Annotated in this window: 22 protein-coding genes; 12 read left to right on the forward strand and 10 right to left on the reverse strand. The window is 64.4% G+C overall.

All coding sequences use genetic code 11. The annotated features are described in order from the left end of the window. Positions 1–5: 5 nt before the first annotated feature. Positions 6–890 carry a bifunctional methylenetetrahydrofolate dehydrogenase/methenyltetrahydrofolate cyclohydrolase FolD gene (gene folD, locus AFIC_RS01315; RefSeq protein WP_275247399.1) on the forward strand — a complete coding sequence of 295 codons (885 nt, stop codon included), beginning with the start codon at positions 6–8 and terminating at the stop codon, positions 888–890. A 23-nt stretch (positions 891–913) separates the two neighbouring features. Here folD and ppa read toward each other — a convergent pair whose 3' ends face one another. Then, entirely contained in the window at positions 914–1,450 is a 537-nt protein-coding gene (gene ppa, locus AFIC_RS01320; RefSeq protein WP_275247400.1) for an inorganic diphosphatase, read from the reverse strand. Between the two features lie 124 nt (positions 1,451–1,574). Continuing rightward, complete coding sequence (locus AFIC_RS01325) at positions 1,575–2,084, reverse strand: GNAT family N-acetyltransferase (protein WP_009338487.1); 510 nt, start codon at positions 2,082–2,084, stop codon at positions 1,575–1,577. A gap of 177 nt (positions 2,085–2,261) precedes the next feature. Here AFIC_RS01325 and AFIC_RS01330 point away from each other — a divergent pair, with 177 nt between their 5' ends. Continuing rightward, positions 2,262–3,128, forward strand: coding sequence for an alpha/beta hydrolase family protein (locus AFIC_RS01330; protein WP_275247401.1), 867 nt, complete (start codon positions 2,262–2,264; stop codon positions 3,126–3,128). Here the strand turns inward: AFIC_RS01330 and AFIC_RS01335 are convergent. From AFIC_RS01335 to AFIC_RS01345, 3 genes are all read right to left on the reverse strand, one after another. After that, entirely contained in the window at positions 3,125–4,363 is a 1,239-nt protein-coding gene (locus AFIC_RS01335) for a flavin monoamine oxidase family protein (RefSeq protein WP_275247402.1), read from the reverse strand. The two genes, AFIC_RS01330 and AFIC_RS01335, sit on opposite strands and share 4 nt — an antisense overlap. Positions 4,364–4,554: 191 nt before the next feature. Then, a complete protein-coding gene (typA, locus tag AFIC_RS01340; protein ID WP_275247403.1) occupies positions 4,555–6,378 on the reverse strand; it encodes a translational GTPase TypA in 1,824 nt (607 codons plus the stop codon). Between the two features lie 169 nt (positions 6,379–6,547). Next, a complete protein-coding gene (locus tag AFIC_RS01345; RefSeq protein ID WP_275248604.1) occupies positions 6,548–7,873 on the reverse strand; it encodes a TAXI family TRAP transporter solute-binding subunit in 1,326 nt (441 codons plus the stop codon). Positions 7,874–8,127: 254 nt separating this feature from the next. Between AFIC_RS01345 and AFIC_RS01350 the strand changes: the two genes are divergently transcribed. From AFIC_RS01350 to argG, 8 genes are all read left to right on the forward strand, one after another. After that, complete coding sequence (locus AFIC_RS01350) at positions 8,128–8,430, forward strand: 4a-hydroxytetrahydrobiopterin dehydratase (protein ID WP_275247404.1); 303 nt, start codon at positions 8,128–8,130, stop codon at positions 8,428–8,430. Between the two features lie 85 nt (positions 8,431–8,515). Next, positions 8,516–8,893, forward strand: coding sequence for a YkvA family protein (locus tag AFIC_RS01355; protein ID WP_275247405.1), 378 nt, complete (start codon positions 8,516–8,518; stop codon positions 8,891–8,893). 141 nt (positions 8,894–9,034) lie between these two features. Then, positions 9,035–9,679 (forward strand): invasion associated locus B family protein, encoded by a 645-nt coding sequence (locus AFIC_RS01360; RefSeq protein ID WP_275247406.1) that lies wholly within the window; start codon positions 9,035–9,037, stop codon positions 9,677–9,679. 134 nt (positions 9,680–9,813) lie between these two features. After that, the gene (rlmN, locus tag AFIC_RS01365) at positions 9,814–11,025 is read left to right on the forward strand and encodes a dual-specificity RNA methyltransferase RlmN (protein WP_275247407.1); all 1,212 of its coding nucleotides are present in this window, start codon (positions 9,814–9,816) and stop codon (positions 11,023–11,025) included. Positions 11,026–11,093: 68 nt separating this feature from the next. After that, positions 11,094–11,576 (forward strand): hypothetical protein, encoded by a 483-nt coding sequence (locus tag AFIC_RS01370; protein ID WP_275247408.1) that lies wholly within the window; start codon positions 11,094–11,096, stop codon positions 11,574–11,576. After that, the gene (locus AFIC_RS01375; RefSeq protein WP_275247409.1) at positions 11,573–12,358 is read left to right on the forward strand and encodes a phosphatase PAP2 family protein; all 786 of its coding nucleotides are present in this window, start codon (positions 11,573–11,575) and stop codon (positions 12,356–12,358) included. The genes AFIC_RS01370 and AFIC_RS01375 overlap by 4 nt, the downstream gene beginning before the upstream one ends. Further along, the gene (locus AFIC_RS01380) at positions 12,355–13,854 is read left to right on the forward strand and encodes an ArnT family glycosyltransferase (RefSeq protein WP_275247410.1); all 1,500 of its coding nucleotides are present in this window, start codon (positions 12,355–12,357) and stop codon (positions 13,852–13,854) included. Before AFIC_RS01375 ends, AFIC_RS01380 begins: the two co-directional genes overlap by 4 nt. A gap of 134 nt (positions 13,855–13,988) precedes the next feature. Further along, complete coding sequence (gene argG, locus AFIC_RS01385) at positions 13,989–15,326, forward strand: argininosuccinate synthase (RefSeq protein WP_275247411.1); 1,338 nt, start codon at positions 13,989–13,991, stop codon at positions 15,324–15,326. A 14-nt stretch (positions 15,327–15,340) separates the two neighbouring features. Here the strand turns inward: argG and AFIC_RS01390 are convergent, their stop codons facing one another. From AFIC_RS01390 to AFIC_RS01400, 3 genes are all read right to left on the reverse strand, one after another. Continuing rightward, entirely contained in the window at positions 15,341–16,126 is a 786-nt protein-coding gene (locus tag AFIC_RS01390; protein WP_275247412.1) for a class I SAM-dependent methyltransferase, read from the reverse strand. A 107-nt stretch (positions 16,127–16,233) separates the two neighbouring features. Then, on the reverse strand, positions 16,234–17,499 hold the full coding sequence (locus tag AFIC_RS01395) for an OmpA family protein (protein ID WP_338063145.1): 1,266 nt from the start codon (positions 17,497–17,499) through the stop codon (positions 16,234–16,236). 738 nt (positions 17,500–18,237) lie between these two features. Next, positions 18,238–18,477, reverse strand: a complete 240-nt coding sequence (locus tag AFIC_RS01400; protein WP_275247414.1) for a hypothetical protein — start codon at positions 18,475–18,477, stop codon at positions 18,238–18,240. Positions 18,478–18,605: 128 nt separating this feature from the next. On the opposite strand from AFIC_RS01400, the gene AFIC_RS01405 reads away from it, so the two are divergent. Beyond that, the gene (locus tag AFIC_RS01405; protein ID WP_275247415.1) at positions 18,606–18,983 is read left to right on the forward strand and encodes an MAPEG family protein; all 378 of its coding nucleotides are present in this window, start codon (positions 18,606–18,608) and stop codon (positions 18,981–18,983) included. Positions 18,984–19,000: 17 nt separating this feature from the next. Here the strand turns inward: AFIC_RS01405 and AFIC_RS01410 are convergent, their stop codons facing one another. Further along, positions 19,001–19,330: a c-type cytochrome gene (locus tag AFIC_RS01410; RefSeq protein ID WP_275247416.1), complete on the reverse strand. Its 330-nt coding sequence runs from the start codon at positions 19,328–19,330 to the stop codon at positions 19,001–19,003. A gap of 100 nt (positions 19,331–19,430) precedes the next feature. Next, positions 19,431–19,913 carry a MarR family winged helix-turn-helix transcriptional regulator gene (locus tag AFIC_RS01415; protein WP_275247417.1) on the reverse strand — a complete coding sequence of 161 codons (483 nt, stop codon included), beginning with the start codon at positions 19,911–19,913 and terminating at the stop codon, positions 19,431–19,433. Between the two features lie 153 nt (positions 19,914–20,066). Here AFIC_RS01415 and AFIC_RS01420 point away from each other — a divergent pair, with 153 nt between their 5' ends. Next, positions 20,067–20,501 carry an organic hydroperoxide resistance protein gene (locus tag AFIC_RS01420; RefSeq protein ID WP_275247418.1) on the forward strand — a complete coding sequence of 145 codons (435 nt, stop codon included), beginning with the start codon at positions 20,067–20,069 and terminating at the stop codon, positions 20,499–20,501. Positions 20,502–20,537 lie beyond the last annotated feature (36 nt).

Genomic DNA, 20,537 nt, shown 5'->3' on the forward strand with positions numbered 1-20,537 from the left:
CATCGATGCCGGCCAGTGTGATCGACGGAAAGGTGATTGCGGCGAAGCTGCGCGAGGACGTGGCGGCGGAAGTGGCGCGGCTGAAGCGCGATCACGATCTTGCGCCCGGTCTCGCCGTGGTGCTGATCGGCAGCGATCCGGCGAGCGAGGTCTATGTCGGCAGCAAGACCAAGCAGACCTTGGCTGCGGGCATGAATTCGTTCGAGCACAAGCTCGCCGCCGACACGCCGCAGGCCGAGGTGCTGGCGCTGATCGACAGGCTCAATCGCGATTCCGCCGTTCACGGCATTCTGGTGCAACTGCCGCTGCCGAAGGGGTTAGACGCCAACACCATCGTCAACGCCATCGATCCGGCGAAGGATGTCGATGGATTGCACCCGGTCAATGCGGGACGGCTCGCGAGCGGGCTGCCCGCGCTGACGCCGTGCACGCCGCTCGGCTGCATCATTCTGGCGAAAACCGTGCATGCGTCGCTCGAAGGCATGAACGCCATCGTGCTCGGCCGCTCCAATCTCGTCGGCCGCCCCTTGGTGCAATTGCTGCTCAATGAAAACGCCACAGTGACCATCGCGCATTCGCGCACCCGCGATCTGCCCGCATTGTGCCGCGAGGCCGATCTGGTGTTCGCCGCCGTGGGGCGCCCTGAAATGGTCAAGCGCGACTGGATCAAGCCGGGTGCGACGGTGATCGATGTCGGCATCAACCGTCTGCCCGGCGAAGGCGGCAAGAGCCGTCTTGTCGGTGACGTTGCCTACAATGAGGCGATGGAAGTGGCGGGTGCGGTGACGCCGGTCCCGGGCGGCGTCGGCCAGATGACGGTGGCGTGCCTGTTGGTCAACACCGTGCGCGCGGCCTGCGCGATCCACAAGCTGCCGAAGCCTGCGGTCTGACCGCAGGCTTCACATAGTTTCGCTTACTTCTTCTCGTTCCTGGCGCGGGCGATGCCGTCGAGGATCAGCTTCTGCGCTTCTTCCGCATCGCCCCAGCGCACGATCTTCACCCACTTGTTGGGCTCGAGATCCTTGTAGTGCTCGAAGAAATGCTGGATCTGCTCCAGCGTGATTTCCGGCAGGTCGCTGTAGGTCTTGATGCGGTTGTAGCGCTTGGTCAGCCGCGGCACCGGCACCGCGATGATCTTCTCGTCGCCGCCCGCCTCGTCTTCCATCAACAGCACGCCGACCGGGCGCACCGCCATCACAGCACCGGGCACGATGGCGCGGGTGTTGGTGATGATCACGTCGCACGGATCGCCGTCCTCGGACAGCGTGTGCGGAATGAAACCGTAATTGCCGGGGTAGCGCATCGCGGTGTGCAGGAAGCGGTCGACCACCAGCGTGCCCGCGGTCTTGTCGAGTTCGTACTTGATCGGCTCGCCGCCGATCGGAACCTCGATGATGACATTGACTTCGTGCGGCGGGTTGGCACCCACCGAAATGGCGTCGATATTCATGGATAATCCTGATTAGGAATAAAGGCCGCGAACGGCGCGGCCGTTGCGCGCTGTTTAGTCCGTTTTACCGGCAAGGGAAATCAGAAGCAGCCATTCGTGGCACTATTTGATAAGTGCCGGAGGGTCAGTTGCCCCAGGCGAAGGCCACCTTGTCGAGCGCCTTGGCGCCGAACTGCTCGGAGGAGCGCGCCACCATGCGGCCGCCGAGGCTCTGGTAGAAGCCGACCGCCGGATCGTTGTCCGACAGCGCCCAGATCACCATGCTTTTCAGCCCGCTCTGGGTCAGGTCGCGCTTGGCAGCCGAGAACAGGCGGCGGCCGAAGCCCAGCCCCTGGAATTCCGGGCGCAGATACAGTTCGTAGATTTCGCCGTCGAAGTGGAGGCTGCGGGCGCGGTTGCGGCCATAATTCGCGTAGCCCGCGATCTTGTCGCCGAACGACAGCACGCTGACACGGCTGCCCTTGCGGATCGCGCCGTTCCACCATTGGGGACCACGGCGGTTGATGAGCTTTTCCAGTTCCGCGCCGGGGATAATGCCCTGATAGGCCGAGCGCCACGCCTCGTCATGGGTGGCGGCAATCTCGGCTGCATCGGCTGTCCGGGCAGGCCGGACTTCGATCAGGATCGTGCTCATGAGATAATCAAAGCAACTCGCCGGGCGCTCGACAAGGTCTATCGTTAATTATCGGTTAACATGTGGGGTTTTTGCACCATGCGCCTGCGACGCGTCCCGAAACAGGACATGTGTTACGGGCCCATCGGTGGCTTGGCACGCCGCGCCGCAAACCCGATAGTGCGGCAGGATGGGCGCATGGTCATACGAACGGTATTGATTGCGGGACTGACGATGGCGGCGGTTGCGGCAAACGCGCGGACGCCCGCGTTCGGCCCCGCCGGGCCTGAAGGTGAACCCGCGCGGCGGCAGGAATGGCGGGTGCCGACGCCGGACGCTGCGATCGCTTCGCACGCGCTGCTGTTTCGGCCGCAAGGCGAGGGGCCGTTTCCCGTTGCGATCATCGCGCACGCATCGGTCGAGAACGAGATCCAGCGCGCGCAGATGACGCAGCCGGAGTATGCGCATCTTGCTTTGGCGCTGGTGGCGCGCGGCTTCGCGGTGCTGGTGCCGCAGCGGCCCGGCCATGGCGCAACGGGTGGTCCCTATCTCGAAGGTCAAGGCGGCTGCGATGCGCCGGATTATCCGCGCGCAGCGCAGACGACAGGCCGCGAGATCGGCATGGCGCTGGATTTCCTGCGCACGCAACCGTTCGCGCGCAAGGATGGCTCGGTGATCGCCGGTCATTCGGCGGGCGGCTTCGGCGCGCTGGCGCTGGCGCAACGCGATCCGCGCGAAATTTCTGCGATCATCGTCTTCGCGCCCGGCCGTGGCGGGCATGCGCATGGCCATGCGGGCGACGTCTGCGCGCCGGAGAAGCTGATCGTCGCAAGTGGCGCGCTGGGACAAAACGCGCGCGTGCCGGTGACATGGCTGGTGGCGGACAACGATTCCTATTTTTCACCCGCGCTGTCGAAGCACATGGCGGATGCGTTTCGTGCAGGCGGCGATCGTGTGACGTTCAGGGTTCTGCCGCCACATGCGCACGAAGGACATTTCTTCGTGGAAGAATCCGGTCAGGGGATGCTCGGTTCGATTGTGGAGTCGGTCGTCGGCAAGCGTTAGCGGACGCGTTGCGCCAGCACGTCCTTCGCCGCGCGAAAGCCGCTCTCCAGCGCGCCATGGGCGGTGGAGAAGAAATTCGGCGAGGTGGCTTCGCCCGCGAAGAACAATCGCCCATCGACGGGCGCGGCCAACACGGCGCGGTCGTCCGCGTGTCCCGGCAGCGCGTGCGAATAGGAGCCGCGCGCGAATTCGTCATGTGCCCAGCGCGACGATGCCAGCGGCGTCAGCTTTTTGCGGAAGTCGTTGCCGAGCAGGCCCGCGATCTCGTCGATTGCCGCCTGCGCCAGCGCGCCTTCACCGGCGTCTTCCAATTCGCGCGCGTAAGTGCCGCCGAAATAGCCCTCGATGCACGCCATGCCCTGCGGGCGCAAATGATACGCGCCGGTCTTTACCGTGCCGTTGCGGCCGCGCAGATTGCCGTCGGCAGGCAGATCGTCAGGCGTTGCAAGCGCCAGCATCACCTTGTCGGCAAGGCCGAGCGGCAGCCCCGCCGCGGCGTTCACCTTGTCGGGTAGCGCTGGCGTGAAGCGGATTTTCTCCTGCGCCAGCAAATCGGTCGAGACCGTGACGATGACCTTGTCGGCGGTGAGCGAGCCGCGCGAGGTATGAATCACGATGCGCGGACCGGAATGGTCGATCAGCGTCACGCGCGTGTTGCGTGCGATGTTGCAGGTCGCGCCATAGGCGGCGATCAGCGCACCGTAACCCTTGGCTACGCGCCAGTTGATTTCGGTGTCCTCATAGGCCGCCATGTCGCGGATCGAAACCTGATCGAGTTCGCAGCCGTTGATGTAGGTCGACACCGCGTCGATCTGCGCGTTCCAGCGATTGCCGGGAAAGAGCAGCTCGCTTGCCGGACGGTCGGGCCCATCCGCCGCTTCTTCCGCGCGCGCGAAGAAATCGTTCATCGCGGCAATGAAGTCCTCGCGCTCCGCGCGGGGAAAGCCGGCGTCGAAGGTCTGCTGCTGCCATGGCGGGCGGTGCCTGTTGATGGCGAAACCGAGGTTCTCCGCAATCGCCACGAACGGATTCTTGTCGGCGGAATGCAGCCAGCCGCAACCGACGTCGAAGATCACATTGTTAGGCAACGAAATAGTTTGCGCGCGCCCGCCGATCCGGTCCCGCGCTTCCAGAACAAGCGTCGAGAAACCGGAGCCTTGCAGCGCGTGCGCGGCACCAAGCCCCGCCGCGCCCGCGCCGATGATCGCGATATCGATATGAGAGGGGAATGACATGTGTTACAGCTCGATACCGTCACAGTCGTCATGGCCGGGCTTGTCCCGGCCATCTACGCCTTATGCAATTCCCACCTATAAGACGTGGATGCCCGGCACAAGGCCGGGCATGACGGAATAGAGACGCTCTGAAAATAAAAATGCCCGGTTTAAAGACCGAGCATTTTCAGATTGCTCAAAACGGATAGCGATCAGCTCGCGAGAGCTTCCTTCTGCTTCTCCGCGCGCTTGCGCTCATTCGGGTCGAGATGGCGCTTGCGCAGGCGGATCGACTTCGGCGTGATCTCCACCAGCTCGTCATCCTCGATGTAGGACAGCGCCTTTTCCAGCGTCATCTTGATCGGGGGCGTCAGGCGCACCGCTTCATCCTTCGAGGTGGTGCGGATGTTGGTGAGCTGCTTGCCCTTGAGCACGTTGATCTCGAGATCGTTCTCGCGGGTGTGCTCGCCGACGATCATGCCGCGATAAACGCGCCAGCCGGGCTCGATCATCATCGGGCCGCGATCCTCGAGCTTCCACATCGCGTAGGCGACGGCTTCGCCCTGCTCGTTGGAGATCAGCACACCGTTGCGGCGGCCCTGAATGTCGCCCTTGTACGCGGCATAGCCGTGGAACAGGCGGTTCATGATCGCGGTGCCACGGGTGTCGGTCAAAAGCTCGCTCTGGTAGCCGATCAGGCCGCGGGTCGGCGCGTAGAACACCAGCCGCAGGCGGTTGCCGCCGGACGGCTTCATCTCGATCATCTCGGCCTTGCGCTCGCTCATCTTCTGCACGACGACGCCGGAGAATTCCTCGTCGACGTCGATGACGACTTCCTCGATCGGCTCCTGCAACTGGCCGTTGGCGGCCTTCTCGAGAACGACGCGCGGGCGCGACACGGCGAGTTCAAAGCCTTCGCGGCGCATGGTTTCGATCAGGATCGCGAGCTGCAATTCGCCGCGTCCCGACACTTCCATGGAATCCTTATCGGCGGCTTCGACCACTTTCAGCGCGACGTTGCCTTCGGCTTCGCGCAGCAGGCGGTCGCGGATCAGGCGGCTCGTCACCTTGTCGCCTTCGGTGCCCGCGATCGGCGAGTTGTTGACCATGAAGGTCATCGACACGGTCGGCGGATCGATCGGCTGCGCCTGGATCGGCTCCTCGACGGTCGGATCGCAGAAGGTGTCGGCAACGGTGCCCTTGGTCAGGCCCGCGATGGCGACGATGTCGCCGGCTTCGGCGAGTTCGATCGGCTGCCGCTCGAGGCCACGGAAGGCGAGGATCTTGGAGATGCGTCCGGTCTCGACGGTCTTGCCGTCGCGCGAGAGCACCTTCACCGCCTGGTTCGGCTTCACCGAACCGGAGGCGATGCGGCCGGTGATGATGCGGCCGAGATAGGGGTTGGCTTCGAGGATGGTGCCGAGCAGGCGGAACGGGCCTTCCTCGACCACCGGCGGCGCGACGTGCTTGAGCACGAGTTCGAACAGCGGCGTCATGCCCTTGTCGTTCTCGGTCTCCGAATTGCCCATCCAGCCGTTTTTGCCCGAGCCGTACAGGATCGGGAAGTCGAGCTGCTCGTCGGTGGCGTCGAGGGCCGCGAACAGGTCGAACACCTCGTTGACGACTTCGGTGACGCGCGCGTCGGGGCGGTCCACCTTGTTGATGGCGACGATCGGCTTCAATCCCAATTTGAGCGCCTTGCCGACCACGAACTTGGTCTGCGGCATCGGGCCTTCGGCGGCATCGACGAGAACGATCACGCCGTCGACCATCGACAGGATGCGCTCGACCTCGCCGCCGAAATCGGCGTGGCCGGGGGTATCGACGATGTTGATCTGGGTTTCGCCCCAATGCACCGAGGTGCACTTGGCGAGAATGGTGATGCCGCGCTCTTTTTCGAGATCGTTGGAATCCATCGCGCGCTCGGTGATGCGCTGGTTCTCACGATAGACGCCGGACTGCTGCAACAGCTTGTCCACGAGAGTGGTTTTGCCATGGTCGACGTGCGCGATGATCGCGATATTACGCAGGTTCATAAATCATCCTGGGGCCGCCGTGGCGGCGTTCAATCGGGCGGCCAGATCGCGGCCCGAAAAAGAGGTGCCCGGCTCTGTCGAACCGGGCACGCGTTGCGGCGCAATATAGTCGGGAATCGCTCAAAAACAACGGATAAATCGCCCAAACGGGCGGGTATGCGAAAAATGCTTAAGCGACCTGGATGGGGGGTGCGGACCGTGGCCCCCGGGCCTTTTCCGGCAGGTTGATCAGGAACATCTTCCGGTCGGCGACCGCATTATGGAACTGTTCCAGCGCGATGCTGAAGGCCGTCAGCGAGCCCTCCTCGATGGCCCCGTCCTCGAAGCAATGCAGCGTTTCCCGCATGATGGTATCGGCCTCGGCCTGCATGGCATCGAGTTCCTCCATCGATTCGCAGGTCCGGGCGGCGGTGAGCATTTCGAGGAGCCGTTCGCGCAGGCCCGAATTGGCGACGCGCTCATCCTTGCGCAGATAGCCGCCGAACCAGGCGATCACCGAACCCATCACCGAGAGCAGCATGATGCCGCCCCACATGTAATCGCTGTATTTGTCGAGGAAGCTCTTTTCCTCGCCGTCCACGAAGGCGGCGGCTCCCGGATGCGCGGGAATGGCGGCATCCTTGTCGGTGTCGGGCGTCTCGATCTTGGCCGATTGCGGGAATTCGTTGATGACCGCCTGCCGCGAGCCGAACAACTGGCGGGCGAAGGTGGCGATCGTGGTGTCGGACAGCGAGCGCCGCGCCATGAAGTGATGGCCGACGGTGATGGTGCTGACGGTGTCGTCGGGCCGCGGCGGCGCGGCGTTGAAAGTGCCCGCGGGAATTTCACCGGAATCGTAGGCGGCGAATTTCTGCGCGATCGCATCCGCCGTCTCGAGCGACAGGAAGCGCGGTTCGGCACCGGCGCGCGACGTCGCCGCGATCGCCTCGGCGGTGATGCGGCTGTTGAGGGGACCGACCGCCATGTAGGCGTCGAGCTTGCTGTTGCGCAGCGCCTCGGAAATGCCGACGGTCGAGAACTGGGTGAGGGTCACCGAGTCCGGGGACACGCCGGACTGATCGAGAATGACGTTGAGTAGATTGATGTTGGCCTTGGTGCGGCCGATCACGCCGATCTTCTTGCCGGCGAGCTGCTTGATGCTGGTGATCTTCGGTTTCTTCGAGCTGCCGCCCGGCACCCAGATCACCGCGAAGTTCTTGCGAAGGAACGCGACGGCGCCGGCGTTCTTCGGCAGATCGACATCGGCGCGCACGATGGCGAGATCGGTTTTGCCTTGCGCGAGATCGGCCGCGCTTTGCGCGGCGCCCTCGGTGATGACGGGCCGCAGACGGATGTGGGCATGGTCGCGCGCGAATGCCTGGCTGAGCGCCTGCACCACCTTGACGTCATCGCTGCTGGGAGGTCCGACCGCGATGCGCAATGTGATCGGCCGCAGCACGTAATAGGTGATGCCGCCGGCGAGCGCGAAGAACGCGAGCACGGCGGCGACCGCCATCAGGGCGCCATGCATGCGCCGGCGCGAGCGCGAGGAGGAAGCGCCCTGCGGCTGCAACGTCGGGCGTGCCAGCAGATTGTCCTTTGCCATGCTCCTCCAGAGGTCGCCGCCCCGGGCTAGGCGTCGAGAACCGCAGACACTATCGTAACAGAGATTGAGGCGGAATACGGCCGGAGCCGGGATGTTGGTTAAGCCGCGGAACCGCCCGGCGCATTCCGGGTTCATCGGTTGCGGGACAGTCAGGGAGGCGTGGCATGGGCGGGTTGCTTTCGGAGGAGGCGCGGAGGGATGCGCTGGCGGGTTTGGCGGGCTGGAGCGAGGCTGCGGACGGCAAGGCGCTGAACCGCACGTTCACGTTCCGGGACTTCAACGAGGCCTTCGGCTTCATGACCCGCGCGGCGCTGGCGGCGGAGAAAAGCGACCACCATCCCGATTGGCGCAATGTCTACAAAACCGTCGAGGTAAGCCTTTCCACCCACGATGCCGGGGGTGTCACCGCGCGCGACGTCGCGCTCGCCCAGGTGATGAACGAGATCGCAATGAGGCTCGGCGTGTGAGGAACACGGCGGATTGGCGGCTTGCCGCGCCCGGCGGGCATTCCCATCTAACAGGATGCGGATGAAGGAGCCGCGCAACTCAGCCATGACCCGATCGGAACAGAGCATCGAGTTCGACACCAACGCGCTGGTCGCCAATCCCGAGCGTTTGCGCGAGAGTTTCTGGAAGAAGCTCAGGCGCGGGGCGGGCAAGCTGCCTTTCGCCGAGGACCTGATCGCCGCCTATTATTGCGCGTTCGACCGCGAGACCCCGCGCCATGTGCAGGTGGCGCTGCTCGGGGCCATCGCCTATTTCGTGCTGCCGTTCGATTTCGTGCCGGACATGCTGCCGGTGCTCGGTTTTACCGACGACGCGGCCGTGCTCGCGACCGCGATCCGGCTGGTTTCGGGCCATATCACCTCCGAACACCGCCAGGCCGCGCGCGCCGCGCTGGGGCGCGGCGCCGAGGATGCACAGCCTTAAGTTCCTCAGCCCCAAAAGCGGCACATTGCTGCGGTTTGGCTGATCGGCGGAATCAGTGCAAACTGCGGGCAATCTTCGCCGATTCCCGTTTTCGACAAGGCCGGGCGGCGCTTTCGCGAAGCCCGATCAAAGAGGTTCTTCATGATGTTGCGGATGCTGGCACCTGTGACCGCGGTCGCGCTCATTGGATGGATGGCCGTGCCTGTTCCGGTGCAGGCCCAGACTCCCAAGACTCAATCTCATTCGTCCAGTTCTCATTCGTCCAAGGCCAAGCCCGCCGCGAAATCCAGCAAGGCGAAATCGACGGCCAAGCCTGCGGCGGCGCATGCCGGAGGCGCGGAGCCGACGCTGGTCGGCCAGTACGCGACCTGGGGCGCCTATGTCGCCATACCGAACGGCAAGAAGGTCTGCTTCGCGCTGGCCAAGCCCTCGTCCTCGAAAACCAATCCGCCGAACCGGCCGCGCGATCCCGGCTACGCCTTCGTGTCCACCCGTCCCGCCGAGAAAGTGGCGAACGAGGTGTCGATCATGATCGGCTACCAGATCAAGCCGGGCTCCGATTCCACGCTGAACATCGGCAACGCGCGTTACGCGATGTACGCGCAGGGCGACGGCCTGTGGATCAAGAATGCCGCCGAGGAGGACCGCCTGATCGACGCGATGCGCAAGGGCGCGGACGCGACGGTGAAGGCGACCTCCTCCAAGGGCACCGAGACCACCGACGTGTTCTCGCTGAAGGGGCTGTCCCAGGCGCTCGACAAGGTCGCGCAGGAGTGCCGGAAATAGTCCGGTTCCGGGAGCTTCCTCCGTCCGGAGGACGCGGATTTTTGATGCCTCCGGCTGGGAATCTTTAAGCCTGGGGCCTGAATCGGCCCGGCTGCGGCTTTCCTCGGCTGCGTGAAAAGCCTATTTGAAGCGCCATGAACCCGACGACGCCAGCCCCCGCGCGCACCGACGCGCCTTTGGAAAAGACCGCGCTCGAGGTCTATGTCGCGCCCGACAGGCCCTCGCTGGTCGGCCTGACGCGGGCGGAACTGATGGCGTGTCTGGGCGAGCTCGGCGTGCCCGAGAAGCAGCGCAAGATGCGCGCGCAGCAGCTTTGGCACTGGATGTATGTGCGTGGCGCGCGGACCTTCGCCGACATGACCAATGTGTCGAAGGACATGCGCGCGCAACTGGAAGCGCGCTTCACGGTGGACCGGCCGGAAGTCGTCGCCGAACAGATTTCCAACGACGGCACCCGCAAATGGCTGCTGCGTCTGCCGGGCGATGGCGTCGGCCGCGCCCATGAAGTCGAGTGCGTCTACATTCCGGAGACCGATCGCGGCACGCTGTGCGTGTCCTCGCAGGTCGGCTGCACACTGAACTGCTCGTTCTGCCACACCGGCACGCAGCGGCTGGTGCGCAACCTCACCGCAGGCGAGATCGTCGGTCAGGTGATGGTGGCGCGCGACCGGCTGAACGACTGGGTCGATCGCGAAACGCCGAGCGGCAACCGTCTCGTCACCAATGTGGTGATGATGGGCATGGGCGAGCCGCTGTACAATTTCGATGCGGTGCGCGACGCGCTCAACATCGTGATGGACAATGAAGGCATCGCGCTGTCGCGCCGCCGCATCACGCTCTCGACGTCGGGCGTGGTGCCGAACATCGGACGGATGGGCGAGGAGACCGGCGTGATGCTGGCGATCTCGCTGCATGCGGTGCGTGACGATCTGCGCAACGAACTGGTGCCGCTGAACAGGAAATATCCGCTGGCGCAACTGCTCGATGCCTGCCGCGACTATCCGGGCGCGTCGAACTCGCGCCGCATCACGTTCGAATACGTGATGCTGAAGGGCGTCAACGACTCGCTCGACGACGCCAGACTCTTGGTGAAGCTGCTCAAGGGCATCCCGGCCAAGATCAATCTCATTCCGTTCAATCCGTGGCCCGGCAGCAAGTATGAATGCTCGGACTGGGAGCAGATCGAGAAATTCTCCGAATACGTATTCAACGCCGGCTATTCCTCGCCGGTGCGGACGCCGCGCGGGCGTGACATTCTCGCGGCCTGCGGACAGTTGAAATCGGAGACGGAGAAATTGTCGGTGCGCGAGCGTGACGCGCTGCGCGCCATGGCGATGACGGATTAGGGCATGATCCCGAAAAGTGTGAAACGGTTTTCGGATCAGATCATGCCCAATGATAAAAAGTATTTTACATGGCTGTGATCGGACGCCTGTTCGCGACGTTCTTCGGTTTCCTCGCGGCCTGTTTCGTCGCGGGGGCGGTGGTGGTGTATGCGCTGCTGTTTCCCGAGATGGATCTCCAGACGCTCGACCTCGACAACGGCACTGTGAACGTGATCTTCGGCATCGGCTTCATGCTCATCAGCGGCTTTGCCTTGCTGCCCGCGCTGATCGCCGTGCTCGTCACCGAGGCGTTCTCGATCCGTCATATTCTCGCTTATGCGATCTTCGGCGCGCTCGCGGGGCTTGGCTGCTACCTCGCCTTCATCCCGTTCGACACCGTGACGATGACGTTCGAGGGTATCGTACGGCGTCACGCCGAAGTGATGGTCGGCGCGGGCATCCTCGGCGGCGTGGTCTACTGGCTGATCGCGGGCCGCAATGCCGGAGCATGGCGGGAACGCCCATCGCCATCCTTCCCCCCTCCGGCGCGGTCTGATAGTCAGGCGCGATGAACAGGACGGGCCTTCTGATCGCTCTCGCCGTCGGTGCCGTCGTGGGCGCCGTGTTCGGCATATTTCCCCAACTCGATCTGAAGATCGCGGCGCTGTTTTACGATCCCGTGACCCGGCGTTTTCCGATGCAGGCCTCGCATATGGCCGGCATTGCGCGCAACGCGGCGATGTGGGTGACATGGGCGTTTGCATTGCCCGCGCTGGTGTCGCTGGCGCTGAAGATCGTGCGGCCGCGCCGCCCGATGTTGATTTCTCCGCGTGTCACCCTGTTTCTGACGCTCTCTATTATCCTCACCGCGGGGATCATCTCGAACGCCGGATTCAAGACCTATTGGGGACGGCCGCGTCCGGTGGCCACGGCCGAGTTCGGCGGGCCATGGCAGTTCAAGGCGTGGTGGGACCCGAGCGGACAATGCCCACACAACTGCTCGTTCTATTCGGGCGAGGCGACGACCGCGTTCTGGACCTACGCGCCCGCGGCACTTGCGCCGCCGCAATGGCGGCCGCTCGCTTATGCCGCCGCCACGGTGTTCGGTCTTGCGACCGGCCTTCTGCGCATGGCCTTCGGCGGCCATTATTTCACCGACGTGATCTTTGGCGGGGTGGCGGCGTTTCTGATCGTGTGGCTGCTGCACGGCATCTATTATCGCTGGCTATGGTCGATGCAGAGCGATGAGGAGATAGATGCCCGCCTCACCGGCTGGTTTCTGGCCTGCTTCAATGCGGCGGGCGCGCTGTTCCGGCGGCTGCGGGATCGCGTCGTCCGGAAGACGGACGCATGAGCCTCGCTCCTCAGACGGAGGTTCGCGGCAGGCAGGTTGAACTGTTCGCGGCTTTGGTCGTGGCGCTGACCGTTGTCCGCCTTGCCGGGCTGCATTTTTCTGTCGTGGATCTGTTCTTCGACGAGTCGCAATACTGGGCATGGGCGCAGGCCCCGGACTTCGGCTATTTCTCCAAGCCGCCGCTGCTTGCGTGGATCATCGGCGCGTCGCAGGCGATCTGTGGGGCATCGGAAGCCTGCATCCGCGCGCCGTCGCCGCTGTTGCACGGCGCCACGGCATTTCTGATTTATGCGATCGCGCAGAGGCTGTTCAGCGCCCGCGCCGCCTTCTGGTCGGGGCTGATCTATCTGCTGGCCCCGGGCATCGTGTTTTCGACGCGGATCATTTCCACCGACGTGCCGCTGCTGTTCTGCTGGGCGCTGGCGCTCCTCGCCTTCGTCGAATTGCGCAGCAAGCCACGCTGGACCTGGGCTGTCGTGCTCGGTGTGGCGATCGGCTTCGGCATGCTGGCGAAATACGCGATGATCTATTTTGTCGCCTGCGCCGCGCTGGCCGCGCTGATGGATGAAGACTCGCGGCGGCTGTGGCGCACGCCGCAGCTCTGGTCCGCGCTGGCGATCGCCATCGTGGTGCTGTCGCCCAACCTGATGTGGAACGCGGCGAACGGCTTCGTCACCTTCAAGCACACCGGCGACAATGCCCGCGGTCATGGTCTGGTGTTCAGTCTTCCGCAGGTTGCCGAATTTCTCGCCAGCCAGTTCGTCGTGATGGGCTTCATCACCTTCGGCGTCTTCCTCGCGCTGCTGGTGCGGCCGCGCCAGTATTTTCGCGATGCGAATCTGCGGATGCTGATGGCGTTCGCGTTGCCGCCGGTTGCGATCATCGCGGCGGTGGCTTTTCTCACCCATGCCAATGCCAACTGGGCCGCGCCATCGGCCATCGCCATGACCATCCTCGCGACCGCCGTGCTGGTGATGGAGGATCGCCGAGGCTGGCTGATGGCAAGCGTCGTTATCGGGCTCGTGGTGCAGGCCGTGCTGCTGACCGGCGATCATATCGCTGATCGCGTCACGATACCTGGCATCCGCAACGGTGACGTTTACGCCCGCACCATGGGATGGCATCGCCTCGGCGACGATGTTGCCGTCACCGCCAAGGCGCATGGCGCACATGGCATCGCGGCCGACACGCGCGATCTCGTCTCGTCGCTGATCTATTACACGCGCGACAGCGGGTTGCCGGTTTTCGCATGGCCGCCGTCGATCGTGCCGAGCCATGAATTCGATATTTCCCGGCCGCTGAAGGCGACGTCACCGGCGCCGATCCTGTTCGTCACGGAATGCCCGTTGCCGGCCCGGCTCGAAGCGCAGTTCGGCAGCGTCACGTCGCTCGGGCCGGTGACGATGGTGCGGGGGCCGACCTCGCGCCGCAGCTTCTCGCTGTTTCTGCTGGATCAGCCGAAGGGGGTGCTTGGGCCGCTCGCTGGCTGCGGCTAGGCGGGACCCTGCGCTGGCTGGGGCGGCGAAAATGAGCCTTTTCGGGGCCTCGCAATCTTTCTATAGAAAGCCGGTCTAATCCCAGCGCGGTCCAGCGCCTCTGCCACTCAACGAAACTGCCCGAAGGAAGTCCCATGAGCACGATTCTGAAAAACCTCCCCAAGGGAGAAAATGTCGGTATCGCGTTCTCGGGCGGGCTCGACACCAGCGCGGCGCTGCTCTGGATGAAACAGAAGGGCGCGCGCGTGTTCGCCTATACCGCCAATCTTGGGCAGCCGGACGAGGCCGACTACGAGGAGATTCCGCGTAAAGCGCGAGAGTTCGGCGCCGAGAAGGCGCGGCTTGTCGATTGCCGCACGCAACTGGTTCATGAGGGCATCGCCGCGATTCAGTCCGGCGCATTCCATGTCTCGACCGGCGGCATCGCCTATTTCAACACCACGCCGCTCGGCCGCGCCGTCACCGGCACGATGCTGGTCTCGGCCATGAAGGAGGACGGCGTCAACATCTGGGGCGACGGCTCGACCTACAAGGGCAACGACATCGAGCGGTTCTACCGCTACGGCCTGCTGACCAATCCGAATCTGCGCATCTACAAACCCTGGCTCGATCAGCAGTTCATCGACGAACTGGGCGGCCGCGCCGAAATGTCGGCGTTCATGACCGCGCATGGTTTCGCCTACAAGATGAGCGCTGAGAAGGCATATTCGACCGACAGCAATCTCCTCGGCGCGACCCACGAGGCCAAGGATCTCGAACAACTCGACAGCGGCATCAAGATCGTCAATCCGATCATGGGCGTGCCGTTCTGGCGCGACGATTGCGCCGTGAAGGCCGAGAAGGTTTCGGTGCGGTTCGAGGAAGGCCAGCCTGTCGCGCTGAACGGCAAGACTTATCCCGATCCCGTCGCGCTGTTTCTTGAGGCCAATGCCATCGGCGGTCGCCATGGCCTCGGTATGAGCGACCAGATCGAGAACCGCATCATCGAGGCGAAGAGCCGCGGCATCTATGAAGCGCCGGGCATGGCGCTGTTGCACATCGCCTATGAGCGTCTCGTCACCGGCATTCACAACGAAGACACCATCGAGCAGTATCGCATCAGCGGCATGCGGCTTGGCCGTCTTCTGTATCAGGGGCGGTGGTTCGACTCGCAGGCGCTGATGCTGCGCGAGACCGCGCAGCGCTGGGTGGCGCGCGCGATCACCGGCGAGGTGACGCTGGAGCTACGCCGCGGCAACGACTATTCGATCCTCAATACCGAGAGCCCGAACCTGACCTATGCGCCGGAGCGGCTGAGCATGGAGAAGGTCGAGGACGCGCCGTTCACGCCCGCAGACCGCATCGGCCAGTTGACGATGCGCAATCTCGACATTTCCGACACGCGCGGCAAGCTCAACCTCTATACCAAGACCGGTTTGCTCTCGGCCGAGCCCGGCGCTCACATCCCCAGGCTCGGCAGCGACAAGAGCTGAAAAGAAATCCGCAGCTAACCCGTCCTGTTCGTCCAGTAGACGACTGTGTCGTAGGGAACGGTGACGCTGTCCTTGCCCGCAAGTTCGGGTGTCGAGGCGATCAGGTCGCGGATGGCGGCGACAACACGGGCCTCCTCATCGGGCGGCAGCGCCGCGATAAAGCTCGTCGAGCGGAAACGGTTGACGATCACATCCTCAGGCGCGCCGGTATGACCCGGATGGGGAAAGCGGTTCGCATGCAGCGGTCCGAATCCGTCGCATGGAAACACCTCGCTCAGGGTCTTTGAAGTGAAGCGTGGCGTATCTCCCTGATACGGGGCGATGATGTCCCTCAATTGGGCGACCCACGGCACGGACTCGTCGCGCCTGTTCCAGACGAGCGCGAGTTTGCCCCATGGCTTCAGCACGCGATGGAATTCGGCGAGCGTCGCCTTGGTGGCGAACCAGTGAAACGATTGCGCGCAGGTCAGCGCATCGGCTGAATTGTCGGGCAGCGGAATTGCGGTGGCGGTGCCTTCGAGGACTTCGATCCCGGGCAACCGCTTGGCAAGCTGTTCGCGCATCTGCTTCACCGGCTCCACCGCGATGATTCGCGCGCCGGTTGCGGCGAGATAGCGGGTGAACTTGCCGGTGCCCGCGCCGAGGTCCACGGCGGTTTGACCGGCCCCGACGCCGAGCTGTTTTTGTAGCCAGTCCACGATCTCGGGCGGATAGTCGGGGCGGCCTTGCGCGTACACCTCGGCCTTGGAGGTGTAACCCCTGGCGGCGGCGTGGTGGATCTGTCCGGCAACATCGTTCATCGCACACTCCTGCTGGCCGCATCATGCGCCCGATCCGCCGGGTGAGGCCAGATGCAAAAACGGCCGGGAGAATATCCCGGCCGTTGTCATGTTGATGATATCTCGCCTCAGCGCGGGGCGGCGTTGGCCTCGCCGCCGTTGAGCAGCGGCGTGATGTTGCGCACCGTGACGCGGCGGTTGCGGCGCTCCGGCGCGTCGGTCGGAATCTTCAGGTACTGTTCGCCGTAACCCTGCGAGGTGAGGTTTTCCGCAGGGACACCGAACTGCTGCGTCAGCAACTCCGCCGCCGCTTCCGCGCGGCGATCCGACAGCGACAGGTTGTCGACGTCATTGCCGACCGCGTCGGTGTGGCCCTCGATCAGGAACACCGTCTGCGGATTGCGTTGAATGGCACGGTTCATGCCATCGGCGATCACCTGCAACTTCGCGGCCTGATCCGGCGGAATGTCCCACGAACCGGTCTCGAAGTTGATGGTGTCGAGATCGATCGACGGCATGCGCTGGCGCACCGAGGGGCTGTAGCGGATTTCATCGAGCGAGTAGGGACGCTCGATGCGATCGACCGGCGGCGCGATCAGCGTGTCGTAGATCAGATCCGGCGGCGCGCTGTCGGCCTCGACGATGTAGCGATCCTGCGGAATGTGCAGCACGGGCGGCGGCAGCGAGACGAAGTAACCGCCGATGGCGCCCGCCACCATGCCGGCGGCGAGGCCGGCCCCGAAGCCGGGACCGCCGTGACGCCGGTTGTCGATGATGACGACCTCGCGTCCGTCAGGCCCGCGGCGGCTGCGGCGCAGCAGGCCGCCACGCTCGTCATTGATGGTGATGATCTGCGTGCCGTCCGGCCGCACCACGACGGTGCGGGTGTCGTTGCCCTGCCGGTCGACACGCACATCGCGCGCGCCGTAGCGGAAGCGGTCGACGTCGTTATGCCGCACGAAGGACTGTCCGTTCGGATCGCGCACGATCACGCGGCCCGGTTCGGTGATGATGGTGCGGCCGCCTTCGGTGCGCTCCTGACGCTTGCCGCGGAAGTCCTCGATCCGTCCGCGCTGCGTCGTCGCATCACGCGCGGGCAGCGGCGTCGTGGCCGCAGCCGGTGCGGGCGGCAGCGGAGCCGCGATCGGTGCGCGGGCAGGGGCGGCAGGCGTGCCTGCTGGAAGGCCGGGCGGCGGGCCGCGACGCTCGGTGCGCGGTCCATTGGCGCCGGGAGCGCCCGGTGCTGCGTTGGGCGCAGCATTCGGCGCGGGCGGCGCGCCGTTCGGCAGAGGATGTCCGCCAGGCGGCGTCTGAATAGCATTGGGACGCGCGTTCGGAGGTGCCGCCGGAGCTGGCGCTGCATTCGGTGCAACGGGCGCGCGCTGCGGAGTCACATCGCGAACGCCGGGTGCGACCGGCTGGGCGTTCGGCGCGCGCGGAGCTTCGCCGCGTGGCGCAGGGGGCTGTTGCGGCGTCGGCGGTTGCTGCGGGCGAGGAGCCTCACCCCGATGCGGCGGTTGAGGCGCAGCGGCAGGAGGAGTCGGACGCGCGGGTGCGCCGGGCGGATGAGCCTGCGGCGGCGGCGCGGCATGGGGAGCTGGTGGCGGCGGCGCGGGACGGGCCGCAGGCGCTTGCGGTGCCGCTGGCGGATGCGGAGGCGCGGCCTTCGGAGCCTGAGGGGGCGCGGTTCTGGGCGGAGGCGGCGGTGCGGCTTTCGGCGGCGCAGGAGGCGCCGGTCTTGGCGCGGCCTGCGGCGGCGCCTTCGGCGGTGTCCTGCCTTCCGGAGCCTTCTGCTGATCGGGAGCGGCCTGCGCCATCAGAAACGATGGCGATGGCTCGGCATGAGCAAATTGCGACATCGAAAATGCGCAGGTCGCGAGCAGTATCAATCTCAGTCTGTTCATATCCACCCTTTGAAGGTTGTCCGTCAGCAAGGTTCATCGACGCCACGAGACGTCATGCACGATGGACCGATAATGGTGAGGCGGCAATGTGGCGAGACGCGCGACGAAATAAATTATTGTCATGCCGCACGGTGAGATTGCGGAACATCGCGCGTGAAAGTGAAGGCCCGTTCATCGGGATGAATTGCTCCTGAACCGAATGCGATACATCGCGCCGGTTTGTTTGCATCAGTCGTGCAGGGGTTCGGGCGGGAGCGGTGAGGGCGGTCCGCGGAGCGGTGCTTCACCGGGCATATCGCCGGGCAATTCCTGCGGGGTCTGCGGCGAATCCGGTTCGCGCACCGGCGGCGGAATATCCGGCTGAGGATTGGCGGGTGGCATCTCACGCGGCGGCTCTGTCGGCGTGCCCGGTGTCGCGGGTGGCACTTCCGGCGGATCGCCCTGCGGTGTTTGCGGTGTCGGCGCCATTCGCTTTCCTTCGTGTCGGGCAAAACCAACGAACGCCATTGCCGCATGTTCCGTGCGCGCTGCCTGCAATGCGGTTGACTTTGCGGCCCCGCGCCGACGAAATGCGGCTCTCACGGGGGAAGACAACGATGCCGCTGGCCTATTGGTGCGTTCTGGTCGCCGCGCTGCTGCCGCTGGTCTGGGCGGGATATGCGAAGGCGGGCGGCGACGTCGACAATCATTGTCCGCGCGACTCGACGAGCGATCTGCCGCCGAAGCACCGGCGCGCTTATGCCGCGCACTACAATGCCTATGAGAATTTTCCGTTCTTCGCGGCCGCCGTCATCGTCGCGGTGACGCAGGGCGCTGCGATTTCCACCGTCAACCTGCTGGCGGTGACTTACGTGGCGCTGCGCGTGCTGCACGGCCTTCTGTACGTCTTCAATCAATCGACCGCGCGCTCGATTGTCTACGGTCTTGCGTTGCTCGCGAACATCGCGATCTTCGTGCTGCCCGCATTCAGGTAACGGCAGGGTCGCGATAATTATTTCAGGCTTTTGAGGAACGCGAGCAGGTCGTTGATCTGGTCGGGCTCCAGCGTGAACATCGGCATGGTGGGATGGCCGGTATCGATGCCCTCGGCCAGAGATTCCGCAAGCGATTCGATGGGATATTTCGTGTGTAGCGTCCTGAAGGGCGGTGCGATCGCGAGCGGGCTTTGCGTGTGGCGATCGATCGAATGACATCGCGCGCAGTTTGTTTGCGCGAAAGCGCGCCCGCGCATTTCGGCGGGCGACGCGGCCAGAACGGTCGTAACCGTACTCGTCACGGCAAACAGGATGAGCGCAACGGTGAGAAGTGCGGGATGAGCCATGTCCCGATCTTGAGGCGATCGCGGACAAGCCGCGTTGACGTGCATCAAGACCGGTGGCGCGCCGCTGCAAAAGCATGGGCGTCGGTGTGGTTGTTTTAGTTCACGACCGGCTGGCCTTCGCAGCCCTGGCGAGATTGTTGCGGAGCGCGACGATGCCCTTTTGCAGGTGGCGGAAGTCCTCTGGCGATAGGCCGGTTTCCTTGACGAGGTTCATGCACAGACCCTTCTCGCGCAGGCGGCGGCCCGCTTCGGTGAGATGCACGATGACCTGGCGCTCGTCGGCGGGATCGCGCTTGCGCTGCACATAACCCAGCTCCTCGAGCTTCTTGAGGATCGGGGTCAGCGTGTTGGATTCGAGAAACAGCTTTTCGCCGAGCCCGCCCACGGTCTGATTGTCCTGTTCCCACAGCGCGACGATGGCGATGTACTGCGTGTAGGTGAGGCCGAGCTTTTCCAGAATCGGCTTATAGGCGCGGCCGAAGGCCAGGTTGGCCGAATAGACCGCGAAGCACATGAAATCCTCAAGCCTCGGGTTGGGCCTGTCGGAAGAAGCCTTGCCGGCGGCGGTCTTGGCGGGGGTCATGCGAAATTCCTCACACGGATGTGATCTCTCGGACAGTATATATATCGGTTCCGATTAAATCGGAAGGCTTGACATCCCGGCTGGCTGGTTTATTTAGATCGTATCCGATTAGATCGGTAGTGATTAATAATGCCAACCCAAAGGACCCCCGCCATGACTTCCTCCAAGACCGCCAGCCAGATCGAAAAGGTGCTCTACACCGCCAAGACCCACGCCACGGGAGGCCGCGATGGCGCCGCCCGTTCCTCCGACGGCCGTCTGGAGGTGAAGTTGTCGCCTCCCGGCTCGAACGGCCAGGGCACCAATCCGGAGCAGTTGTTCGCGGCGGGCTGGTCGGCCTGCTTCATCGGCGCCATGAACCGCGCCGCCAGCGCGCAGAAGGTGAAGCTGCCCGCCGATACGGCGGTCGATGCCGAGGTCGATCTCGGAACGGTGGGCGACGGCTTCCAGCTTCAGGCCCGTCTCGCTGTCAGCCTGCCGGGCCTCGATCGCGAGGTCGCCGAAGCGGTTGTCGCCGCCGCGCACCAGATCTGCCCGTACTCGAAGCTCTCGCGCGGCAACATCAACGTCGAACTGACCGTGCTCTGAGCCGCGCATGGACTCGATCCGCGCCACGGATCGAGT

The sequence above is a fragment of the [Pseudomonas] carboxydohydrogena genome (genome assembly GCF_029030725.1).
GTDB classification, from domain to species: domain Bacteria; phylum Pseudomonadota; class Alphaproteobacteria; order Rhizobiales; family Xanthobacteraceae; genus Afipia; species Afipia carboxydohydrogena.